The sequence below is a fragment of the Roseomonas sp. TAS13 genome (assembly GCF_001950415.1).
GTDB classification, from domain to species: domain Bacteria; phylum Pseudomonadota; class Alphaproteobacteria; order Acetobacterales; family Acetobacteraceae; genus Roseomonas; species Roseomonas mucosa.
Genome location: NZ_BDLP01000042.1, coordinates 1 through 20,470 on the forward strand (window position 1 = coordinate 1; position 20,470 = coordinate 20,470).

Annotated in this window: 19 protein-coding genes; 10 read left to right on the forward strand and 9 right to left on the reverse strand. The window is 70.4% G+C overall.

Translation table 11 applies throughout. The features are described 5' to 3' along the window. Positions 1-29: 29 nt before the first annotated feature. Positions 30-1,118: a 2-C-methyl-D-erythritol 4-phosphate cytidylyltransferase gene (gene ispD, locus ROTAS13_RS05835; RefSeq protein WP_075821799.1), complete on the reverse strand. Its 1,089-nt coding sequence runs from the start codon at positions 1,116-1,118 to the stop codon at positions 30-32. A gap of 389 nt (positions 1,119-1,507) precedes the next feature. Here ispD and dusB point away from each other — a divergent pair, with 389 nt between their 5' ends. From dusB to ROTAS13_RS05885, 10 genes are all read left to right on the forward strand, one after another. Continuing rightward, on the forward strand, positions 1,508-2,560 hold the full coding sequence (gene dusB, locus ROTAS13_RS05840; RefSeq protein WP_075821800.1) for a tRNA dihydrouridine synthase DusB: 1,053 nt from the start codon (positions 1,508-1,510) through the stop codon (positions 2,558-2,560). Positions 2,561-2,613: 53 nt separating this feature from the next. Beyond that, a complete protein-coding gene (locus tag ROTAS13_RS05845; protein WP_019459851.1) occupies positions 2,614-3,789 on the forward strand; it encodes a nitrogen regulation protein NR(II) in 1,176 nt (391 codons plus the stop codon). Beyond that, complete coding sequence (gene ntrC, locus ROTAS13_RS05850) at positions 3,786-5,228, forward strand: nitrogen regulation protein NR(I) (protein ID WP_019459850.1); 1,443 nt, start codon at positions 3,786-3,788, stop codon at positions 5,226-5,228. The genes ROTAS13_RS05845 and ntrC overlap by 4 nt, the downstream gene beginning before the upstream one ends. An 87-nt stretch (positions 5,229-5,315) precedes the next feature. Further along, positions 5,316-7,595 carry a PAS domain-containing sensor histidine kinase gene (locus ROTAS13_RS05855; RefSeq protein ID WP_019459849.1) on the forward strand — a complete coding sequence of 760 codons (2,280 nt, stop codon included), beginning with the start codon at positions 5,316-5,318 and terminating at the stop codon, positions 7,593-7,595. Further along, the gene (locus ROTAS13_RS05860) at positions 7,585-8,994 is read left to right on the forward strand and encodes a sigma-54 dependent transcriptional regulator (RefSeq protein ID WP_019459848.1); all 1,410 of its coding nucleotides are present in this window, start codon (positions 7,585-7,587) and stop codon (positions 8,992-8,994) included. The genes ROTAS13_RS05855 and ROTAS13_RS05860 overlap by 11 nt, the downstream gene beginning before the upstream one ends. A gap of 89 nt (positions 8,995-9,083) precedes the next feature. Further along, a complete protein-coding gene (locus ROTAS13_RS05865) occupies positions 9,084-9,956 on the forward strand; it encodes a D-amino-acid transaminase (protein WP_019459847.1) in 873 nt (290 codons plus the stop codon). Continuing rightward, positions 9,953-10,627, forward strand: a complete 675-nt coding sequence (locus ROTAS13_RS05870; RefSeq protein WP_075821801.1) for an HAD family hydrolase — start codon at positions 9,953-9,955, stop codon at positions 10,625-10,627. Before ROTAS13_RS05865 ends, ROTAS13_RS05870 begins: the two co-directional genes overlap by 4 nt. A gap of 93 nt (positions 10,628-10,720) precedes the next feature. Further along, positions 10,721-11,041, forward strand: coding sequence for an RNA chaperone Hfq (gene hfq, locus ROTAS13_RS05875; RefSeq protein ID WP_019459845.1), 321 nt, complete (start codon positions 10,721-10,723; stop codon positions 11,039-11,041). After that, positions 11,034-12,347: a GTPase HflX gene (hflX, locus tag ROTAS13_RS05880; protein WP_369924172.1), complete on the forward strand. Its 1,314-nt coding sequence runs from the start codon at positions 11,034-11,036 to the stop codon at positions 12,345-12,347. Before hfq ends, hflX begins: the two co-directional genes overlap by 8 nt. A gap of 5 nt (positions 12,348-12,352) precedes the next feature. Next, positions 12,353-13,186: an inositol monophosphatase family protein gene (locus tag ROTAS13_RS05885; RefSeq protein WP_058389236.1), complete on the forward strand. Its 834-nt coding sequence runs from the start codon at positions 12,353-12,355 to the stop codon at positions 13,184-13,186. Between the two features lies 1 nt (position 13,187). Here the strand turns inward: ROTAS13_RS05885 and mazG are convergent, their stop codons facing one another. From mazG to ROTAS13_RS26065, 8 genes are all read right to left on the reverse strand, one after another. Beyond that, the gene (gene mazG, locus ROTAS13_RS05890; RefSeq protein ID WP_075821803.1) at positions 13,188-14,042 is read right to left on the reverse strand and encodes a nucleoside triphosphate pyrophosphohydrolase; all 855 of its coding nucleotides are present in this window, start codon (positions 14,040-14,042) and stop codon (positions 13,188-13,190) included. Between the two features lie 62 nt (positions 14,043-14,104). Further along, positions 14,105-14,890, reverse strand: coding sequence for an MBL fold metallo-hydrolase (locus tag ROTAS13_RS05895; protein WP_075821804.1), 786 nt, complete (start codon positions 14,888-14,890; stop codon positions 14,105-14,107). A 13-nt stretch (positions 14,891-14,903) separates the two neighbouring features. Beyond that, positions 14,904-15,686, reverse strand: a complete 783-nt coding sequence (locus ROTAS13_RS05900) for a TatD family hydrolase (protein ID WP_075821805.1) — start codon at positions 15,684-15,686, stop codon at positions 14,904-14,906. Then, a complete protein-coding gene (gene metG, locus ROTAS13_RS05905; protein WP_019459839.1) occupies positions 15,683-17,206 on the reverse strand; it encodes a methionine--tRNA ligase in 1,524 nt (507 codons plus the stop codon). Before metG ends, ROTAS13_RS05900 begins: the two co-directional genes overlap by 4 nt. Positions 17,207-17,266: 60 nt before the next feature. Continuing rightward, the gene (locus tag ROTAS13_RS05910) at positions 17,267-18,313 is read right to left on the reverse strand and encodes a DNA polymerase III subunit delta' (RefSeq protein WP_075821806.1); all 1,047 of its coding nucleotides are present in this window, start codon (positions 18,311-18,313) and stop codon (positions 17,267-17,269) included. After that, entirely contained in the window at positions 18,310-18,945 is a 636-nt protein-coding gene (gene tmk / locus ROTAS13_RS05915) for a dTMP kinase (protein WP_075821807.1), read from the reverse strand. Before tmk ends, ROTAS13_RS05910 begins: the two co-directional genes overlap by 4 nt. Before the next feature lie 14 nt (positions 18,946-18,959). Then, a complete protein-coding gene (locus tag ROTAS13_RS05920) occupies positions 18,960-20,192 on the reverse strand; it encodes a D-alanyl-D-alanine carboxypeptidase family protein (RefSeq protein WP_019459836.1) in 1,233 nt (410 codons plus the stop codon). A 131-nt stretch (positions 20,193-20,323) separates the two neighbouring features. Further along, positions 20,324-20,470: SPOR domain-containing protein (locus tag ROTAS13_RS26065; protein WP_171979040.1), on the reverse strand; the 147-nt coding region annotated here is incomplete at its 5' end.

Consider the following 20,470-nt stretch of genomic DNA (forward strand, 5'->3'; position numbering starts at 1 on the left):
CCTCTCTATGCTGACGTCGAGACTTGTGATCAAGAGACAGGGCGCTCGGAGGTGGTGGCCTTCACCGAGACGCGGCCGAGGGGGATGCCCATCAGCTCCGCCAGGCGGGCGCGCATGGCGGGGGCGTGGGGGGTGATCTTGGGGCGCTCGCAGATCAGGGTGACATCGGCATTGGCGATCAGCCCGCCGCGCTCCCGCACCAGCCCGGCCGCGTGGCGCAGGAAGCGGGCGCTGTCCGCATCCTTCCACTGCGCCTCGGAGGGCGGGAAATGCCGGCCGATATCGCCTTCCGCCATGGCGCCGTAGATCGCGTCGCAAAGGGCGTGGATGCCGACATCCGCGTCCGAATGCCCATCCAGCCCCGTCTCGTGCTCGATCCGGACGCCGCACAGGATCATCGGCCGGCCGGCCACCATCCGGTGGACGTCATAGCCCGTGCCGACACGCGGCAGCAGGGCGCCACGGCGGGCGGCCTCCAGCCGCTCCAGGTCGCTGGGATAGGTCACTTTCACATTCTCCTCCGACCCCGGCACCAGGGCCACCGAGTGTCCGGCCGCTTCCAGCAGGGCGGCGTCGTCCGTGGCGCCGACCGGCCCGTTCCGGTGGGCCTCCAGCAGCGTGGCGAAACGGAAGCCCTGCGGCGTCTGCGCCCGGAACAGGTTGTCGCGCGGCACGGTGCCGGCGATGACGCCCTCGCCGCACAGCTTCAGCGTGTCGCTGACCGGCAGGGCGGGGATCGCCCCGTGATGCCGCTCCAGCGCCTCGACCACCGCGCGGACTGTGCCCGGCCGCAGCACCGGGCGAGCGGCGTCATGCACCAGGACCACGTCCGGCGGATTTGCCGCCAGGGCCTCCAGCCCGGCTCGCACGCTGTCCTGCCGCGCGATGCCACCCTGCACGGGGGGCAGGATGGGCAGGCCGTCAAGCAGGGCGCTCACCCGCCCCTCTTCCCCGGCGGAGCAGACGGGCAGCACGGCCTCCACCAGCCCGTCCGCCAGCAGCGCCTCGGCGGCATGGCGCAGCACCGGCCGGCCAGCCAGGGCAAGGAACTGCTTGGGCTCCGTGGTGCCGAAGCGCTGGCCGCGACCGGCGGCCACCAGAAGCGCGACGACGCGCATTCGCTTACTCCCCGTAGGATAGGGTCCTGCCGGATCGGGCCACGGGCCCGGAACCGGCATCCCAGGGCGGCGGCGCCCCGGCGGCGCAAACTAGCCGCGCGGGATGGCGGCGCCCAGGGGGGGGGCAGGAGGGGCGACCGGCGGAAGGCCGGACATCCGCGCGGGAAGGCTGCCGGGAGCTGCCTTGTCGGGTGACACGTCGGAATGTTTCCCGATATCCCTTGCCCACGGGATTAATCGGTCGTCAGATTGTCATGGAGCGAGAGGCATTCTGCCGCGCGGATCGGCGCTTGACGATCTACCTGCCCAAGGGATAGGCATCCCGCATGGACGGTTCAGAAGATTTCTCGCCGGCCGTTTCCCCTGCGACCAAGGGAAACGGCTTCGGTATGTTGCGCCCGATCGACCTGGGTGGCGTCAGGATCGATTGCCCGGTGCTGCTCGCCCCCATGTCGGGGGTGACGGACCTGCCCTTCCGGCGCCTGTCACGCGAACTCGGCACGCCGATGGTGGTGAGCGAGATGATCGCCAGCCAGGCCATGGTGCGGGAGAACCGGCAGACGCTGAAGATGGCCGAGGTGGACGGCTTCGGCGGCCCGGCCTCGGTGCAGCTCGCCGGCTGCGATCCGCAGGTGATGGCGGAGGCGGCGAGGCTCGCCGTGGGCCATGGTGCCGCCATCGTGGACATCAATTTCGGCTGCCCGGTGAAGAAGGTCGCCCTCGGCCAGTCCGCCGGCTCGGCGCTGATGCGTGACGAGGTCGCGGCGGCGCGGATCCTGGAGGCGACGGCGCGCGCCGTCTCCGTGCCGGTGACGCTGAAGATGCGCATGGGCTGGGACCACAACAGCCTGAACGCGCCGCGCCTGGCGGTGATCGCGCGGGAAAGCGGCATCCGCATGGTCACGGTGCATGGGCGCACCCGTCAGATGTTCTACACCGGCAAGGCCGACTGGGACTTCATCGCCCAGGTGAAGGCGGTGGCCGGCATCCCGGTGATCGCCAATGGCGACATCCTGAACGCCGCCGACGCGGCCGAGGCGCTGCGGCGCTCCGGCGCGGATGGCGTGATGATCGGGCGTGGCGCCTATGGCCGGCCCTGGATCATGGGCGCGGTCGCGGCCCGGCTGCGCGGGCTGCCGGAAGGTGCCCCGGGGGGCTGCATGGTGGCGGAGGAGCCTTCGCTGGCGGAACGCTATGCCATCATGCTGCGGCACTACGAGGCGATGCTGGACCATCACGGCCGCGACCCTGGCATGCGCCTCGCCCGCAAGCATCTCGCCTGGTACTCCTACGGCCTGCCCGGCAGCGCCGAGTTCCGGGGGCGCGTGAACCGCGCCGACACGGTGGAGGCCGCGCTGGAAGAAATCCGGCGCTTCTGGGAGCCGCTGATCGAGAGCGGCGTCACCATCCAACATGGTCGCGCGGAGGCGATTGCCGCATGAGCGGAGCCGTCAGTGCCCTGATACGCCGGGTCACGCCCCGGGCCGGAAAGAGCATGCTGCCGCCGGAAAGCGCCGCCGTCCTGGCGGCGATCCCGATGCCGGTCGTGGTGCTGGACGAGGCGGACCGTTTCCATTTCGCCAACCCGGCGGCGGAGCTCTTCTTCGACCTGTCCTCGGTCTCGCTGGCGCAGCTCTCGCTGCACGACCTGCTGCCGCCGGACAGCCGCCTCTTCTCGCTGCTCCGGCAGGTACGGATCGCGGAGGCGCCGGTCTCCGACCACGACCTGATCCTGGAAAGCCCCCGCCTGCACAGGACGGACGTGACCGCCCATGGCGCGCCGCTGCCGGAACTGCCCGGCGCGGTGGTGCTGACGCTCCAGGACGGCTCCACGGCGCAGAAGCTCGACCGGCAGCTCAACTTCCGCGGCGCGGCGCGCGGCGCCTCGGCCATGGCGGCGATGCTGGCGCATGAGGTGAAGAACCCGCTTTCCGGCATCCGCGGCGCCGCCCAGTTGCTGGAACAGTCGGCGGAGGAGGGCGACCGCGAGCTCTGCACGCTGATCCAGGACGAGGTGGACCGCATCCGCGACCTCGTAGAGCGGATGGACATGTTCAGCGAGCGCCCGGTGGAACGGGGCCCGGTGAACATCCACGAGGCGCTGGGCCATATCCGCCGTGTGGCCGGAACGGGCTTCGCCGCCCATCTGCGCATCGTGGAGGAATACGACCCCTCCCTGCCGCCGGTGCTGGGCAACCGGGACCTGCTGGTGCAGGTGCTGCTGAACCTGGTGAAGAACGCCGCCGAGGCGGTGGACCCGGTGGAGGGCGAGATCGTGCTCTCCACCGCCTATCGCCACGGCGTCCGCATCGCCATTCCCGGCAGCGACGAGCGGGTTCACCTGCCGCTGGAGGTCTGCGTCCGCGACAACGGGCCGGGAATCCCGGAGGAGGTCCGGGCCAATCTCTTCGAGCCCTTCGTGACCACCAAGCGGGGTGGGCAGGGGCTCGGCCTGGCGCTCGTGGCCAAGCTGGTGGCCGATGCCGGCGGGCTGATCGCCTGCGAGAGCCGGCCGGGCCGCACCATCTTCCGCCTCGCCCTGCCGATGCCGCCGGCGGTGCCCGCTGCGCCCGCCACCCTCTCTCCCGCACTGTCTCCCGCGCTGTCTCCCGCTGGGGCCAAGAGCCGGTCCCCGTCTTCCCGCGCCGCCAAGGACCCCGCCGCACCGTGAGTGAGCAGACCATCCTGATCGCCGACGACGACCGGGCGATCCGCACCGTCCTTTCGCAGGCCCTGGGGCGTGCCGGCTACAATGTCCGCGCCACCTCCTCCGCCGCCACGCTCTGGCGCTGGGTGGAGGACGGGGAGGGCGACCTCGTCATCACCGACGTGGTGATGCCCGACGAGAACGGGCTCGACCTGCTGCCACGGATCAAGCGGATACGGCCCGACATGCGCGTGCTGGTGATGTCGGCCCAGTCCACCTTCACCACGGCGGTGAAGGCGGCCCAGCGCGGCGCCTTCGAGTATCTGCCCAAGCCCTTCGACCTGAAGGAGCTGCTCTCGGTGGTGGGGCGCGCGCTCACCACCCCCGTCCCCTCCGTCGCTCCGCCGGAGGAAGGGGAGAGCGAGCGCCTGCCGATCGTGGGCCGCTCCGCCGCGATGCAGGATATCTACCGCACCGTCGCGCGGCTCACGACCACCGACCTGACGGTGATGATCACCGGCGAGTCCGGCACCGGCAAGGAGCTGGTGGCGCGCGCCCTGCACGACTATGGCAAGCGCCGCACCGGCCCCTTCGTGGCGATCAACATGGCCGCCATCCCGCGCGAGCTGATCGAGGCGGAGCTGTTCGGCCATGAGCGCGGCGCCTTCACCGGCGCCCTGGCGCGCGGCGTCGGGCGCTTCGAGCAGGCCGCGGGCGGTACGCTGTTCCTCGACGAGATCGGCGACATGCCGCCCGAGGCCCAGACCCGCCTGCTGCGTGTGCTGCAGGAGGGCGAGTTCACCACCGTCGGTGGCCGCCAGCCGATCAAGGCGAATGTCCGCATCATCGCCGCCACCCATCGCGACCTGCGCCAGGCGATCCGGGCCGGGACCTTCCGCGAGGACCTGTTCTACCGCCTGAACGTGGTGCCCATCCGCCTGCCGCCGCTGCGCGAACGGCTGGAGGACATCCCGCTGCTCGCCCGCCACTTCCTGGAGCGCGCCCGCGCCGCCGGCCTGCCCGGCAAGACGCTGGACGAGGAGGCGATGGAGCGGCTGAAGGACCATTCCTGGCCCGGCAATGCGCGCGAGTTGGAGAACCTGATGCGCCGCCTCGCCGCGCTCTATCCGCAGGAGGTGATCGGCGCCGACGCGGTGGCGGCGGAGCTGACCGAGACGGAAAGTAGCCCGGCCCTGCCCGGCGAGCCGCGCAGCCCGGAGACGCTGGAGCAGGCGGTGGAGCGCCACCTGAACAGCTTCCTCGGCGCGCATCGCGACGGGATGCCGGTGCGCGACCTCTACGAGCGCGTGGTCTCCGAGGTCGAGCGGCCGCTGATCCGGCTGGCCCTGGCGGCGACGCGGGGCAACCAGATCAAGGCGGCGGCGATGCTGGGGCTGAACCGGAACACGCTGCGCAAGAAGATCCGGGAGCTGGAACTGCCCGTGGTCCGGGGCCTGTCCTGACGACATGGCGGTACGAGCCGCAGAAGCGGGTCTGACGCGGCGGCCGGGTTCTGGGGGGCGGCGGGGAACTGCTCTAGACTGCCCCCGATGAGCTCCGCCCCCGCTTCCCGTAGCCTCACCCGGCGCGCGGCCGACCTCCTCCTGGGCCGGGCGATGACCCTTGGCCTGGCGCTCGGGGCACTGCTGCTGGGGATCGGCACCTTCACCCTCCTGTCCAACGGCAGCCCCTTCGGCCCGACCCGGCCCGGGCAGGTCGCGGCCATGGTGCTGGTGAACGCGGCCTTCCTGCTTCTGCTCGGCGCCTCGCTGGCCGGGCGGCTGGTGCGGGTCTGGGCGGAGCGCCGCTCCGGCAGCGCCGGCTCGCGCCTGCATGTGCGGCTGGTGCTGATGTTCGGCGTGGTGGCGGTGGTGCCGGCGCTGCTGGTGGGCACCTTCGCGGCGGTCTTCTTCAACCTGGGCATCCAGGCCTGGTTCAGCGACCGCGTGCGCTCGACCCTGGAGGCCAGCCTCGTTGCCTCCCGCGCCTATCTGGACGAGCACCGCAACGCCATCCGGGCGGACGCGCTGGGCATGGCGGCCGACCTCAACCGCGCCTCCATGCTGCTCCAGAGCAACCCGGAGGCCTTCGGGCGGCTGCTCGCCACCCATACCGCCATGCGCGGCCTGACGGATGCCATCGTCTACGAGCCGGTGCTGGGCACCGTGGTCGCCCATGCCGGCCTTTCCACTGCCACGGTCATGCCGCCGCTGGAAAGCTGGGCCTACGAACTGGCCCGCTCGGGCGAGGTCGTTGTGCTGCCCAACGAGTCCGACGAGCCGCGGGTGCAGGCGCTGGTGATGCTGGACATCGCGCCGGGGCTGATCCTGCAGATCGGCCGGCCGGTGGATTCCGGGGTCCTGGAGCACATGCGGGCCACCGAGCGGGCCTTCCAGGCCTATGACCAGCTCGACCGCAACCGGTCCGGGCTGCAGATCACCTTCGCCATGATCTTCGCCATCGCGGCGCTGCTGGTGCTGATGGCGGCGGTGCTGATCGGGCTGGTCCTGGCCAACCAGATCGCCCGGCCGATCGCACGGCTGATCAACGCGGCGGAGCGGGTGAGGGGCGGCGACCTCTCGGTCAAGGTGGAGGAGGGGCCGCAGAACGACGAGGTCGCCTCCCTCTCCCGCGCCTTCAACCGCATGACCAACCAGCTCGCGGCCCAGCGGTCGGAGCTGATGGAGGCCTATCGCCAGATCGACGAGCGCCGGCGCTTCACCGAGACGGTGCTCTCGGGTGTTTCCGCCGGGGTGGTGGGCCTGGATACCGAGGGGCGGGTGAACCTGCCCAACCGTTCCGCCTCCGACCTGCTGGGCAAGGACATGGAGGCCGCCATCGGCCAGCCCCTGGCCGAGGTGGTGCCGGAATTCGCGCCCCTGGTCCGCGCCGCCACCGCCGCGCCAGAGCGGGAGCAGACCGCCGAGATCCGGCTGGGCGCCGCCCCGGAGCGGCGCACCCTGCTGGCCCGCATGGGCGCGGAGGTGCAGGCCGGGCAGGTGGTGGGCTACGTCCTGACCTTCGACGACATCACGGCCCTGCTCTCGGCCCAGCGCAAGGCCGCCTGGGCCGACGTGGCGCGGCGCATCGCGCATGAGATCAAGAACCCGCTGACCCCGATCCAGCTTTCGGCGGAACGGCTGAAGCGGCGCTACCTGAAGGAGATCGCCTCCGATCCCGAGACGTTCCAGGCCTGCACCGACACCATTGTCCGGCAGGTAGGCGACCTGCGGCGCATGGTGGACGAGTTTTCCGCCTTCGCCCGCATGCCGCAGCCGGTGATCCGGCCCGAGGACCTGTCGCGGCTGGCGCGGGAGGCCATGGTGCTGCAGCGGGACGCGCATCCGGCCATCGCCTACGAGACCCATTTCCCGGAGAATGGCCCCATGGTGCCCTGCGACCGGCGCCTGCTGAACCAGGCGCTGATCAACCTGCTGCAGAACGCCGCCGACGCGATCGTGATGCGGCCGGAGGGAGAGGCCGGCGGACGCATCGCCTTCACCGTCTCGGTGGAGAAGGATGGAGCCGCCTTCATCGTCGAGGACAACGGTGTAGGCTTGCCGACCGGCGAAGACAGGGACCAGCTCACGGAACCGTACGTGACCCACAAGGCGAAAGGCACCGGTCTGGGCCTTGCCATCGTGAAGAAGATCATGGAGGACCATGGTGGCCGGCTGACGCTGAGCGACCGTGGGGACGGTCCGGGGGCGCGGGCGTCGCTCTTCCTGCCTTTCGCGCCCCCGGGAGACAAACCGGGCGAGAAGAGGGAGGGTCATGCCGTGCCAGGTGAGACTGCCAGGGAAACGGAGAGCCTGCGTCATGGCGCATGACATCCTGATCGTGGATGATGAGCCCGACATCCGCTCCCTGATCGAGGGCATCCTGCAGGATGAAGGGTACGAGACGCGTTCGGCGCGCAATTCGGACGAGGCTCTGGCCTCCTTCCGGCAGCGCCGGCCGAACCTCGTGATCCTGGACATCTGGCTGCAGGGTTCGCGCCTCGACGGGTTGGGCATCCTCCAGGCCATCCATGGCGAGGAGCCACAGGTGCCGGTGGTGATGATCTCGGGGCACGGCACCATCGAGACGGCGGTCCAGGCGATCCAGCAGGGCGCCTACGACTTCATCGAGAAGCCTTTCCAATCGGATAGGCTGCTACTCGTGGCCTCGCGCGCCCTGGAGGCCGCGCGGCTGAAGCGGGAGAACAGCGAGCTGCGCCTGCGCAGCGGGCCGGAAACGGAGCTCGCGGGCGTTTCCTCCGCCATCGCCCAGCTTCGCCAGGCCATCGAGCGCCTGGCGCCGACCGGGTCGCGGGCGCTGATCACCGGCCCGGCCGGCTCCGGCAAGGAGGTCGCGGCGCGGATGATCCACGCCCGCTCCAAGCGCGCCGCCGAGCCCTTCGTGGCGCTGAACTGCGCCACGCTGAACCCGGCCCGCTTCGAGGAGGAGCTGTTCGGTGTCGAGGGCGGGACGGACCCGGCCACCCAGCCGCGCCGCGCCGGCGTGCTGGAGCGTGCCCATGGCGGCACGCTCCTGCTCGACGAGGTCGCGGACATGCCGCTGGAGACCCAGGGCAAGATCGTCCGGGCGCTGCAGGAGCAGGGCTTCGAGCGCGTCGGCGGCTCGACCCGGGTGAAGGTGGATGTGCGCGTGCTCGCCACCACCAACCGGGACCTCGCCGCCGAGATCGCTGCCGGGCGCTTCCGGGAGGACCTGTTCTACCGCCTCGCCGTGGTGCCGCTGCGGGTGCCGCCGCTGCGCGAGCGGCGGGAGGACGTGCCGGTGCTGGCGCGCTCCCTGATGGCCCGTTCCGCCGAGGCCGCCGGCATCCCGCCGCGCGAGATCAGCGAGGACGCCATGGCGGCGATGCAGGCCTATGACTGGCCGGGCAATGTCCGCCAGCTGCGCAACATCGTGGACTGGCTGCTGATCATGGCGCCGGGCGGGGCGGGCGAGAGCATCCGGCCGGAGATGCTGCCGCCCGAGATCGGCTCCGCCGCCCCGGCCATGCTGAAGCTGGATCGTTCCAGCGAGATCATGACCTTGCCGCTGCGCGAAGCGCGCGAGCTCTTCGAGCGGCAGTACCTGGAGGCGCAGCTGTTGCGCTTCTGCGGCAATATCAGCCGCACAGCGAATTTCGTCGGCATGGAGCGCAGCGCGCTGCACCGGAAGCTGAAGTTCCTGGGCGTGAGCGCCGACGAGCGCGCCAATGCCAGCGTGGGGGCCTGAAACGGGCCCCTGACCGGGCCTTCAGTCTTTTTTGCCCGGGTTGCGGGCCTGATGGGAGACCCCGGAGGGAAAGCCCCCGGGGACAGAGGATGTCGCGTATTGCCTATGTGAACGGCCAGTACGTTCCGCAGCGCCAGGCCAGCGTGAACGTGGAGGACCGGGGCTACCAGTTCGGGGACGGGATCTACGAGGTCGTCCATATCTACAAGGGCCGCTTCATCGACGAGGACCGCCACCTCGCCCGGCTGGAACGCAGCCTGCGCGAGATCCGCATCCCGATGCCGATGTCCCTGGCGGCCCTGCGCTCCGTGCTGCGGGAACTGGTGCGGCGGAACCGGATCGCCGAGGGGCTGGTCTACATGCAGGTGACGCGGGGCGTGGCGCCGCGCGACCATGCCTTCCCGAAGAAGCCGGTGCCGCCCGCGGTGGTGATGACGGTCAAGCGCATCCCGCCCTATCCGGCCAGCATCGAGGGCTGGAACCTGAAGGCCATCACCGCCCCGGACGAGCGCTGGGCGCGACCGGACATCAAGACCGTGAACCTGCTGCCCAACGTGCTGGCGCGGCAGGCGGCGAAGGAGCAGGGGGCCTCGGAGGCCATCCTCTTCGACCCCGGCACGAAGGAGGTCATGGAGGGGGCCGCGACCAGCTTCTGGATCGTGGACGAGGCCGGCGCCATCCGCACCCGGCGGCTGGACCAGCACATCCTGCCCGGCTGCACCCGCGGCGCGCTGATCGGCGAGATGCAGGCGGCCGGCATCCGCTTCGAGGAAGGCAGCTTCACCCTGGACGACCTGGCCCGGGCGCGAGAGGCCTTCATCACCTCCGCCACCTCCTTCGTGAAGCCGGTGGTCGAGGTGGATGGCAGGCCGGTGGGCGACGGCAGGGCCGGGCCGGTGGCGCGGCAGCTCTTCGACCTCTTCGCCCGGCATGTGAAGGGCGGTCTCCCGAACGCCGCGTGAGCGCCCTGGACACGCTGCCGCGCGCCATCGTCTGGGACTGGGACAACACCCTGGCCGATGGCTGGCCGGCCATCATGGCCGGGCTGAACGCCGCCTTCTCGGCCTTCGGCCTGCCGCAATGGACGCTGGAGGAGGTGCGGGCCAATGTCCGCAAGTCGCTCCGGGATTCCTTTCCCGCGATCTTCGGCGCTGAATGGACCCGGGCGCGGGAAATTTTCTATGCCGAGGTCCGGGCGCGGCATCTCGTGGTGCTGGAGCCCATGCCCGGTGCCGGCGCCCTGCTGGCCGAGGCCGCGCGGCATGTCCCGCTGGCGGTGGTCTCCAACAAGCAGGGGCCGCTGCTTCGGGCCGAGGCCGCGCAACTGGGCTGGACGGGCCATTTCCGTGCCCTGGTCGGGGCAGGGGACACTGTGGCCGACAAGCCCTCGCCGGAGCCTATCCGCCTTGCCTGTGCCGCCTGCGGCATTTTGCCGGGGCCGGATGTCTGGTATGTGGGGGATAACGCCCTGGACATGGAGGCCGCGCGCCGCGCCGGCTGCCGGGGCGTGCTGCTGGGCCTCGCCGAACATGACGGCGGGCTGGCGGCGATCACGCGGGACGAGGATTACCCGGACGCCGAAATGATGCGTTCCGCCCTGCTGGGGCTTGCATTGGCGGCGCGCTTGGGCTGAACCTCGACCGCTTGGGGTGCGGGGGTGCCGCACCCTGTTTCCAGGAGAGGGCCGGGCAAACCGGCTCCGCTCACAAGAAGAAGGACCGAGCCAATGGCCGCCGAGAAGTCCCAGAACGTTCAGGACGTGTTCCTGAACCATGTCCGCAAGAGCAAGACCCCCGTCACGGTGTTCCTCGTGAACGGCGTCAAGCTCCAGGGCATCATTACCTGGTTTGATAATTTTTCCGTGCTGCTTCGTCGCGACGGGCATACCCAGCTCGTCTACAAGCACGCCATCAGCACGGTCATGCCGGGTGCTCCGATCCAACTCTTCGATGCCGCCTCGTCGGGTCAGCAGGCGCCTGAGCGCCCGCTGCGCGAGACGACCATGACTTTGCAGCGGGAGCCGCAACCTGTCGGCAGTTCTGACTGACACGCGCGGCGGGCCGACGCCCGCCGCCGTCATCCTTCCCTGGGAGAAGCCCGCCCGTACCGGACCGGACTTCCCCGGGGCCAGCCGTGCCGCCGAGGCGCGTCTCGCCGAGGCGGTGGGCCTTGCCGCCTCCATCGGCGTCGCCATCGTCCACAGCGCGGCCCTTCCGCTGCGCACCCGGCGCCCCAGCACGCTGCTGGGAGAGGGGCAGGTGGAATCCGTCGCCCTGGCGGTGAAGGAGCACCATGTCCAGGTCGTGGTGGTGGACGCGGCGCTGACGCCCGTCCAGCAGCGCAACCTGGAGCGCGCATGGGGCTGCAAGGTCATCGACCGGACCGGCTTGATCCTGGAGATCTTCGGCGAGCGCGCCCGTACGCGGGAAGGCTCGCTGCAGGTCGAACTCGCGCATCTGGAATACCAACGCACCCGGCTCGTGCGGTCCTGGACCCACCTGGAACGGCAGCGGGGCGGCTTCGGCTTCCTTGGCGGCCCCGGTGAGTCGCAGATCGAGATCGACCGCCGCCTGATCGGCGAACGGATCGTCAAGCTGAAGAAGGAACTGGAGCAGGTGCGCCGCACCCGCGGCCTGCACCGCCGGGCGCGCGAGAAGGTGCCGCATCCGGTGGTGGCCTTGGTCGGCTACACCAATGCCGGCAAATCCACCCTGTTCAACGCGCTCACCGGCGCCAGCGTCTATGCGCAGGACCAGCTCTTCGCGACGTTGGACCCAACCATGCGGGCGATCCGTCTGCCCAGCGGGCGGACGGTGATCCTGTCGGACACGGTGGGCTTCATCTCGGAACTGCCGACCCAGCTCGTGGAGGCCTTCCGCGCCACGCTGGAGGAGGTCGCCGCCGCCGACGTCATCCTGCATGTGCGCGACGTGGCGCATCCTGACTCGGCCGCCCAGCGCGCCGACGTGCTGGAGGTGCTGAACGAGATGGCCGAGGGACCGGACGCGGCGCTGGACCCGGAATGGACCAGCCGCATGCTGGAGGTGCTGAACAAGGCCGACCTGCTCGGCGGGCTGGACCAGGCGGCCGAGCGTGGGGCAGGGGAGGCGATCGCCGTCTCGGCCCTGACCGGCGAAGGGCTGGACCGGCTGCGCCTTGCGCTGGACGAGCGGCTTTCCGCCGGCATGGTGGTCACGGATGTCGCGGTGGAGCCGGCCGACGGCGCCACCGTCGCCTGGCTCTACCAGAATGGTGAGGTCCTGGCCCGCGAGGATGGCGAGGATGCCATCCATCTGCGGGTCCGGCTCAGCCAGGCCGATCTGGGCCGTTTCGAGACACGCCAGGAACCCTGACACCCATGACCATCAACGCCCGGGCGGTGACCGACATCGCCCAGTTGCTGCGCGAGGCCGCGCAGCGCGAGATCATGCCCCGCTTCCGCCGGCTGGCGGAGGGCGCGGTACGGATCAAGACTGGCCCGACCGACCTGGTGACCGATGCGGACGAGGCGGCCGAACGCCATATCGCCGCCGGACTTCAGGCCATGCTGCCGGGCTGCGTGGTGGTGGGCGAGGAAGCGACCGCCGCCGAGCCGGCGCTGCTGGACCGGCTGGCGGATGCGGAACTGGCCTTCGTGGTCGATCCGGTGGACGGCACCGCGAATTTCGCCGCCGGCGTGCCGCTCTTCGGCACCATGGCGGCGGCCTTCCAGCGCGGCGAGGTGATTGCCGCCTGGATCCATGACCCGGTAAGCGACGACACCGCCGTGGCCCTGCGCGGTGAGGGCGCCTGGAACGAGGCGGCGGACGGCACCCGGACCGGCGCCCTCCGGGTGGCCGAGCCGGTGCCGGTCAGCCGCATGGTGGCCGGGGTCTCCTGGACCTATCTGCCGGAGCCGCTACGCTCGCGCGTGGTGACCCGCCTGCCGGGGCTGGGCTCGACCTTCCATTTCCGCTGCGCGGCGCATGAATACCTGCTGCTGGCGAGCGGCCATATCCACGCGACCTTCTACAACCGGCTGATGCCCTGGGACCACGCTCCGGGCTGGCTGCTGCACCGGGAGGCCGGGGGCCATTCCGCCCAGTTCGACGGCAGCCCCTATGACGCGGCGCGGGTGCGGGCCGGCGGGCTGATCTGTGCGCCGGACCGTGACTCCTGGCAGGAGCTGCGGGACAGCCTGCTGGGCGGGTAGATCAGCTTCGGCGCTCCGCTGCCTTGGCGGACTGCCAGAGGGCCTCCATCTCTTCCAGCGAGGCGTCGCGCGGCGCGCGGCCCTCGCGGGCCAAGGCGGCCTCGATGGCGCCGAAGCGGCGCTCGAACTTGGCGTTCGCCCGGTGCAGGCACTGTTCCGGATCGAGGTCCAGCTTCCGCGCGAGATTGGCGAGGACGAAGAGCATGTCGCCCATCTCGTCCTCCAACCGGGCACGGTCAGAGCCTGGCAGCTCGGCCCGGAGCTCCGCCGTTTCCTCCGCCAGCTTCTCCAGCACGGATTCCGCATCCGGCCAGTCGAAGCCCACCCGCCCGGCGCGGCGGGTCAGCTTGGCGGCGCGAGTCAGGGCGGGGAGGGCGTCCGGCACCCCGGCCAGCGTTCCGGTCTCGCCGCGCTTCGCCCGTTCGGCGGATTTGCGGACCTCCCAGGCCTCGGTCTGGGCCGCGGCATCGGCGATTTCGGCCGAGCCGAAGACATGCGGGTGCCGCGCCAGCATCTTGTCGCCGATTGAGCGCGCCACGTCGGCGAAGCGGAAATGTCCGGCTTCCTCCGCCATCTGCGCGTGGTAGACGGCCTGGAACAGCAGGTCGCCCAGTTCGTCGCGCAACGCCGGCCAGTCGCGGCGGGCAATGGCATCCGCGACCTCATAGGCCTCCTCGATCGTATAGGGCGCAATGCTGTCGAAATCCTGCTCCTGGTCCCAGGGGCAGCCATCCGGGGCCCGGAGCCGCGCCATGATGTTCAGCAGGCGCCGGATTTCCCGGGCGTCGTCATCCCGGGCGGGGGTGTCCAGGGCTGGAGTGTCCAGGGCTGGGGAGGGTGGATTGGCGGGGTTCATCGGCCTGTCCATCTAGTTTCGATAATATATATTATGTAAAATGCCGCATAGCCGGGAATGCTTCAGCGGCTCTCCAGCACCAGCCCGTCATGGGCCGCCTCGATGCCTTCCGGCAGATTCGCGCGCATCCAGGCCCAGTCCAGGTCGGGTCCCATATGCGTCAGCACCGTGCGGCGTGGACGCAGCCGCTCAACCCACCGCAGTACCTGTTCCAGATGCGCATGCACCGGATGCGGCCGCCGACCGAAGCAATCGATCACCCAGGTATCGAGCCCGTGGAGCTGCTCCAGGCTTTCCTCCGGCATCACCACCACATCGGTCGAATAGGCGAAATCGCCGATCCTCAGCCCCAGTGTGTCCATCACCTTGTGGTCCTGCCGGAACAGCCGGACCAGAAATCCCGCAGCCTCGATCTCCTGCCCCGCATCGATCTCCACCGGCACCAGCGCCGGGCGGTAGAAGGTTGGCGTCGGCTCGCGGAAGGCATAGTCGAAGCGCCGGGCCGCATCCTCCAGCGTCGCCGCCGTGCCGAAGCATGGCAGGGCCCGGTCCATCAGCCGGTTGAGCTGCCGGACGTCGTCCAGCCCCATGACATGGTCGGCATGGGAGTGAGTCAGCAGGATCGCGTCCACCCAGGCGCAGCCCACGGCCAGGAGCTGAGTCCGCATGTCGGGCCCGGCATCGACCAGCAGGGTCCGCCCATCCGGCGCCTGCACCAGGATGCTGGAACGGCTGCGGCGGTTGCGCGGCTCGCCAGGGTCGCAGGCTCCCCAGTCGCCACGCCCATCCGCGCCGCCGATAATCGGCACGCCCCCGGAACTGCCACAGCCCAGGATGGTAATTTTCAACAAGAACAGCTCCTTAGGCGATCTTCTTGAAAAGCCTTCTGACGTTTCCTGTGGTCAGTGCGGCAAGCTCTTCGAGGCTCATCCCCCTGACTTCGGCCAGTTTCCGGGCCGTGTGCATGACATAGGCCGGCTCGCAGCGCTTGCCGCGGAAAGGCGCCGGCGTGAGATAGGGCGAGTCCGTCTCCACGAGCAGGCGATCCGCTGGAAGATCGCGCGCCACATCCCTGATATCCTGACTTTTCGGGAAGGTCAGGATGCCGGAGAAGGAGACATGGCCCCCAGCCGCCACGACCTCCTCCGCCAGTGCTCGACCGGAGGAGAAACAGTGCAGCAGCACGTCGAAAGCCCCGCCCGACTCACGCTCCTCGCGCAGGATGCGGGCCGTGTCCTCGTCCGCCGCGCGCGTATGCACCACGACCGGCAGGTCGAGGCGCCGGGCTACGCGGATATGGCGCCGGAAGCTCTCTGCCTGGATCGATGCGTGTTCGGCCGCGTAGTGGTAGTCCAGTCCGGTCTCGCCGATGCCCACGACGCGCGGATGATCGGCGGCGGCGGCGATCTCGGCCTCCTCCGGCATCGGCACCTCGTGGATGCTCAACGGATGCACGCCGACCGTGCCCCAGACATCGGGGAAGCGCTCGATCAGCCCCCTCACCGCCTCCGCCTGGGCGATCTTGGTGCCGATGGTGATCATGCGTCCCACGCCTGCCTCGCGGGCGCGGCCGACCACCGCCTCGACCTCCTCCTCGCCGAAGTAGTCGAGGTGGCAGTGGCTGTCGGTGATCGTTTCGCTCACGCCTCGACCTCGATCTTGCGAAACAGCGGCGTGGGCGGCGGCAGCACTGTGCCTTCCGGCAGGGCCTTGAGGGTGGACAGCGTCCGCTCCCCCTCGCCCACGCCGAGTTGGTCCAACAGCGCCCCCATTGTGTCCGGCATGAAGGGCAGCAGCACTGTGGCCAGCATCCGCAGCGTGGTGTGCAGGTTGCGCAGCACCGCACCCATGCGCTCCGGATCGGTCTTCTTCAGCGACCAGGGCTTCTGAGCGTCGATCCAGGCATTGCCCAGGCGCACGACCACCCAGATCCGCTCCAGCGCCTCGTGGAAGGCCTGGCGGTCCAGCGCCTCGCCCACCGAGTCAGGCAGGCTGCCCATGGCCTCCAGCAGTTCGCGGTCATCCTCCGTCGGCGGGCTCAGCGGTGGCAGCCGGCCATCGCAGTTCCGCTGGATCATCGACAGGGTGCGTTGCGCCAGATTGCCAAGATCGTTCGCCAACTCATTGTTCAGGCGGGAAATCAGGGCCTTCCGGCTGAAATCGCCATCATTGCCGAAGGGCACTTCGCGCAGCAGGAAGTAGCGCATGGGGTCGAGGGCGAATTCCTCCACCAGCGCCACGGGGTCGATGACATTGCCCAGTGACTTGGAGATCTTGCGCCCCTCATTGGTCCACCAGCCATGGGCGAAGACGCGCTTCGGCGGCGGCAGGTCGGCGGCCATCAGGAAGGCTGGCCAGTAGATGGCGTGGAAGCGCAGGATGTCCTTGCCGACGAAATGCACATCGGCCGGCCACCAGGGTGCCTCGCCGGGATAGCCGGCGGCGGTCAGGTAGTTGGTGAGTGCGTCGAGCCAGACATACATGACGTGCTTCTCGTCGCCCGGCACCGGCACGCCCCAGGTGAAGGAGGTGCGGGAGATCGAGAGGTCCTGCAGCCCGGCCTTCACGAAGCTCAGCACCTCGTTGCGGCGGGGGTTCGGCGCGATGAATTCCGGATGGGCCTCGTAGAATTCCAACAGCTTCCCGCCCCATTCGCTCAGGCGGAAGAAGTAGGAAGGCTCCTGCGTCCACTCGACCGGAGCGCCGGAGGCGATGGCATAGCGCTGGCCATCGCGCTCCTCGATCTCGTCGGGGCCGTAGAAGGCCTCGTCGCGGACGGCGTACCAGCCCTCGTAATGGCCCAGGTAGATCTGGCCCTTCTCCACCAGCCGCTGCCACAGCGCGGCGCAGGCCTTCTTGTGCCGCTCCTCCGTGGTGCGGATGAAGTCGTCGTTGGACAGACCGTCCAGCTTCGCCAGGTCACGGAAGGCCTGGGAAACGCGGTCGGTGAAGGCCTGCGGGTCCTCGCCCGCCGCCTGCGCCGCCTTCTCCACTTTCTGCCCATGCTCGTCGGTGCCGGTCAGGAACAGCACGTCATAGCCGGCCATGCGCTTCCAGCGTGCCAGCACGTCGGCGGCGATGCCCGTATAGGCGTGGCCGATATGCGGCTTGTCGTTCACGTAATAGATCGGGGTGGTCAGAAAGAAGCGCTGCGCTTCGCCCATCGGTCGCGTTCCCATCGCTCGCGCTGCATCAGGGGCGGAGGCGACGGTGGGCCGCGGTGGTCAGCGTCGCCCGGGACTGCCACCCTGCGGCGACGCCTGGGGCTCCGCGAGCGCGCCGAGGCCGACCAGGACCGCCTGCTTGCGATCGAGGTTCAGCAGCTCCGTCTCATCCGCCATTCGTCCCAGGGTGTCCCACAGCCCCGCCCAGTCCGCAAGCGGGCGCTGTCCCAGCCAGGGCGGCGGCGGGGCGCCGCGCCCGGCCTGCCGGACCGCCGTGGCGATCGCGTCGCGCAGCAGGTTGACGAAGGTGGTGAAGCTGCTGCCGTCCCGCTTGGCGGCGAGGCGGTCGGCCAGGACATGCAGGGCGCGCGGCTCCGGCCGGGGCAGGCTGCGGAGGAAGGATTCCACCTCCTCGTGCAGGGCCAGGGCCTCGCCCTCCGCCAGCCGCAGCGCCCGGCCCGGCGAGCCGGCGGCGAGGCCTGCCAGCGTGGCGCGCTCCCCCTCCCCCATTTCCGGCAGCCAGCGGGCCAGCAGGCTTTCCAGCAGCGGCACCTCCAGCGCCGGCAGGTCGAGCCTGCGGCAGCGGGAGCGCACCGTGGGCAACAGCCGGTCCGGCGAATCCGTGACCAGGATCAGCACCGCCCGGGCCGGCGGTTCCTCCAGCGTCTTGAGCAGGGCATTCTGCGCCTCGCTGGCCAGGGCGGCGGCCTCGTCCACGATCACCGCGCGCCAGCCGCCCTCGGCGGGGGTCATGGACAGGAAGCGGGGCACGTCCCGCGCCTCCTCCACCGAGATCTGCCGCTTCACCTTGCCCTCGGCGACCTCGGGCGAGAGCGTCCGCAGATCGGCATGGGCCCCGTTCGCCACACGGGCGAAGACGGGATCGCGCGGATCGACCCGCAGCGGCTGCTCCACGGCATCGGGCTGCCCGGCCAGCAGCCAGCGGGCGTAGCGATAGGCCAGTGTCGCCTTGCCCACGCCCAAGGGCCCGGCCAGCAGCCAGGCATGGTGCGGCCGCCCACCCTGGGCAGCCTCCAGCAGCGCCAGGGCTGCACCGTCCTGGCCGAAGAGATCGGGGTTGGCGCGCGGTTCCGGCGGCGCGCTCATGCCTCCGGTCCCACCTTCAGGCCGAGCCGGTTCCGGATCTCGGTGAGCGCCTGCCTCAGCACGTCCTGTGGCGTACCCCCGGCGTCAAGCACCGCGCAGCGCGCCGGCTCGGCCGCTGCGATATCGCGGAAACCTTGGCGGACCCGCTCGTGGAAGGCTTCGTCGCGGTCCTCGAAATGGTTCGAGTCACCGCGGCGGATCGCCCTCGGCGTACCAACCGCTGGCGCGATGTCCAGAACCAGGGTCAGGTCAGGGCTCAGCCCATCCAGCGCCAGGGCAGCCAGGGTCCGGCAGCGATCCATCCCTACATCCCCGGCCATGCCCTGATAGACCATGGTGCTGTCGGCGAAGCGGTCGGAGACGACCCAGATCCCGGCCTCCAGCGCCGGGCGCACCGTATGGGCCACATGCTCGCGCCGGGCGGCGGCCATCAGCATGGCCTCGGCCACCGGGTCCCAGCCGCCACGCTCCAGCACGAGGCGGCGCACCGCCTCCGCCCCCGGCGCGCCGCCGGGCTCGCGCGTGCGCAGGACTGGCAGACCGGCGAGGGCTAGGCGTTGGACCAGGGCGCGGGCGAGCGTGGTCTTCCCCGCCCCCTCCCCGCCTTCCAGCGTGATCAGCCGGCCGGCCAAGGGCGTGCTTCCGCTCAGGAGCCGGAGACCCAGCGCCCGATCACCGCCGGGATGCGGGCCACCAGACCCATCTTCCCGACATCGGCGCCCGCGATCAGCGGCAGGCTCATCTCCGGCACGCCCTGACCGGAGACGTGGATCTTGCCGACCTCCTGCCCCTTGGCCACGGGGGCCTGCAGCGGCGCGCTGTAGCTGACCTTGACCTCCAGGTTCTTGCGCCAGCCGCGCGGCAGGGTGAGGACCAGGTCGCGCCCGCCCACCAGCGGCACGGTCGGCCGGTCGCCCAGATAGACCGGCGCCTCCTCCACCGTCTCGGCAGCGCGGAACAGGGTCACGTTGTCGAATTCGCGGAAGCCCCATTCGAGCAGGCGCTCGCCTTCCTCGCCGCGCGCCCGCATGGTCCCCAGCCCGTTCACCACCAGCAGCAGGCGCCGGTCGCCGCGCTTCACCGTGCCGACGAGGCCGTAGCCGCCATCGTCGGTATGCCCGGTCTTCAGCCCGTCGGCCCCGGCCATGCGGGCCAGCAGCGGGTTGCGGTTCTCCTGGGTGATGTTGTTCCAGCGGAAGGATCGCTCGTTGTAGTACTGCGCCTCCTGCGGGAAATCCTGCAGCAGCTTGCGGGCGATGATGGTGAGGTCGCGGGCCGTCATGTAGTGGTTCGGGTCGGGCCAGCCCGAGGAATTGCGGAAGTTGCTGCCCTTGAGGCCGAACTTCTTGCCGTAGTCGTTCATCAGCTCGGCGAACTGGTCCTCGCTGCCCGAGATGGCCTCGGCGAAGACGACGCAGGCATCGTTGCCCGACTGGACGATAACACCCTGGATCAGGTCCTTCACCGGGACCTGGGAACCGAGATCGACGAACATCTTCGAGCCGCCCATGCGCCAGGCGCGCTCGCTGACCGGCAGTTCCTGATCCATCCGCAGCCGGCCCTGCCGGATCATGTCGAAGACGATGTACATCGTCATCAGCTTGGTCATGGAGGACGGCGTCATCCGCTCGTCGGCGTTCTTCTCCAGCAGCACCGCGCCGGTGTTGACGTCGATCAGGATGGCCTGCCGCGCCTGGGTGTCCACCGGCCCGAGCGGCGTCGAGGCGGGATCCGAGGGCGGCGGCGGGGCTGCCGGCTTCTTCGCGGCGGCATGGGGGGCGGCCCGGCGCTGCGCCAGCGCATCGCCCGTCCACCCCATGAGACCGGCCCCGGCCCCCATCGCGGCCACGGCCCCCAGCAATTCGCGGCGCTTCGCCATGTCGAGAAATCCCCTTCCTGTCCGGCTTCCCCGGGTCTCCCCAGGCGCATCCCCCTGGCGAGTTCCCCCCGGCTGGCCCCCGGGCCGGCCCCCCGGCCAGCTCCCGGAGCCGGAAACCTATCCTGCCACAGTCAGTCGACCAGGATGCGCGCTTCCGATACGCCCGTGCGCAGCACCTGCTCAAGAGCCCGGTCGGCGGAAGCCGTATCCGGGAAGGGGCCCAGCCGCACCCGCCATTCCGGGCGCCGGCCCGGGCCGAAGGGCTCGGCCCGCGCACC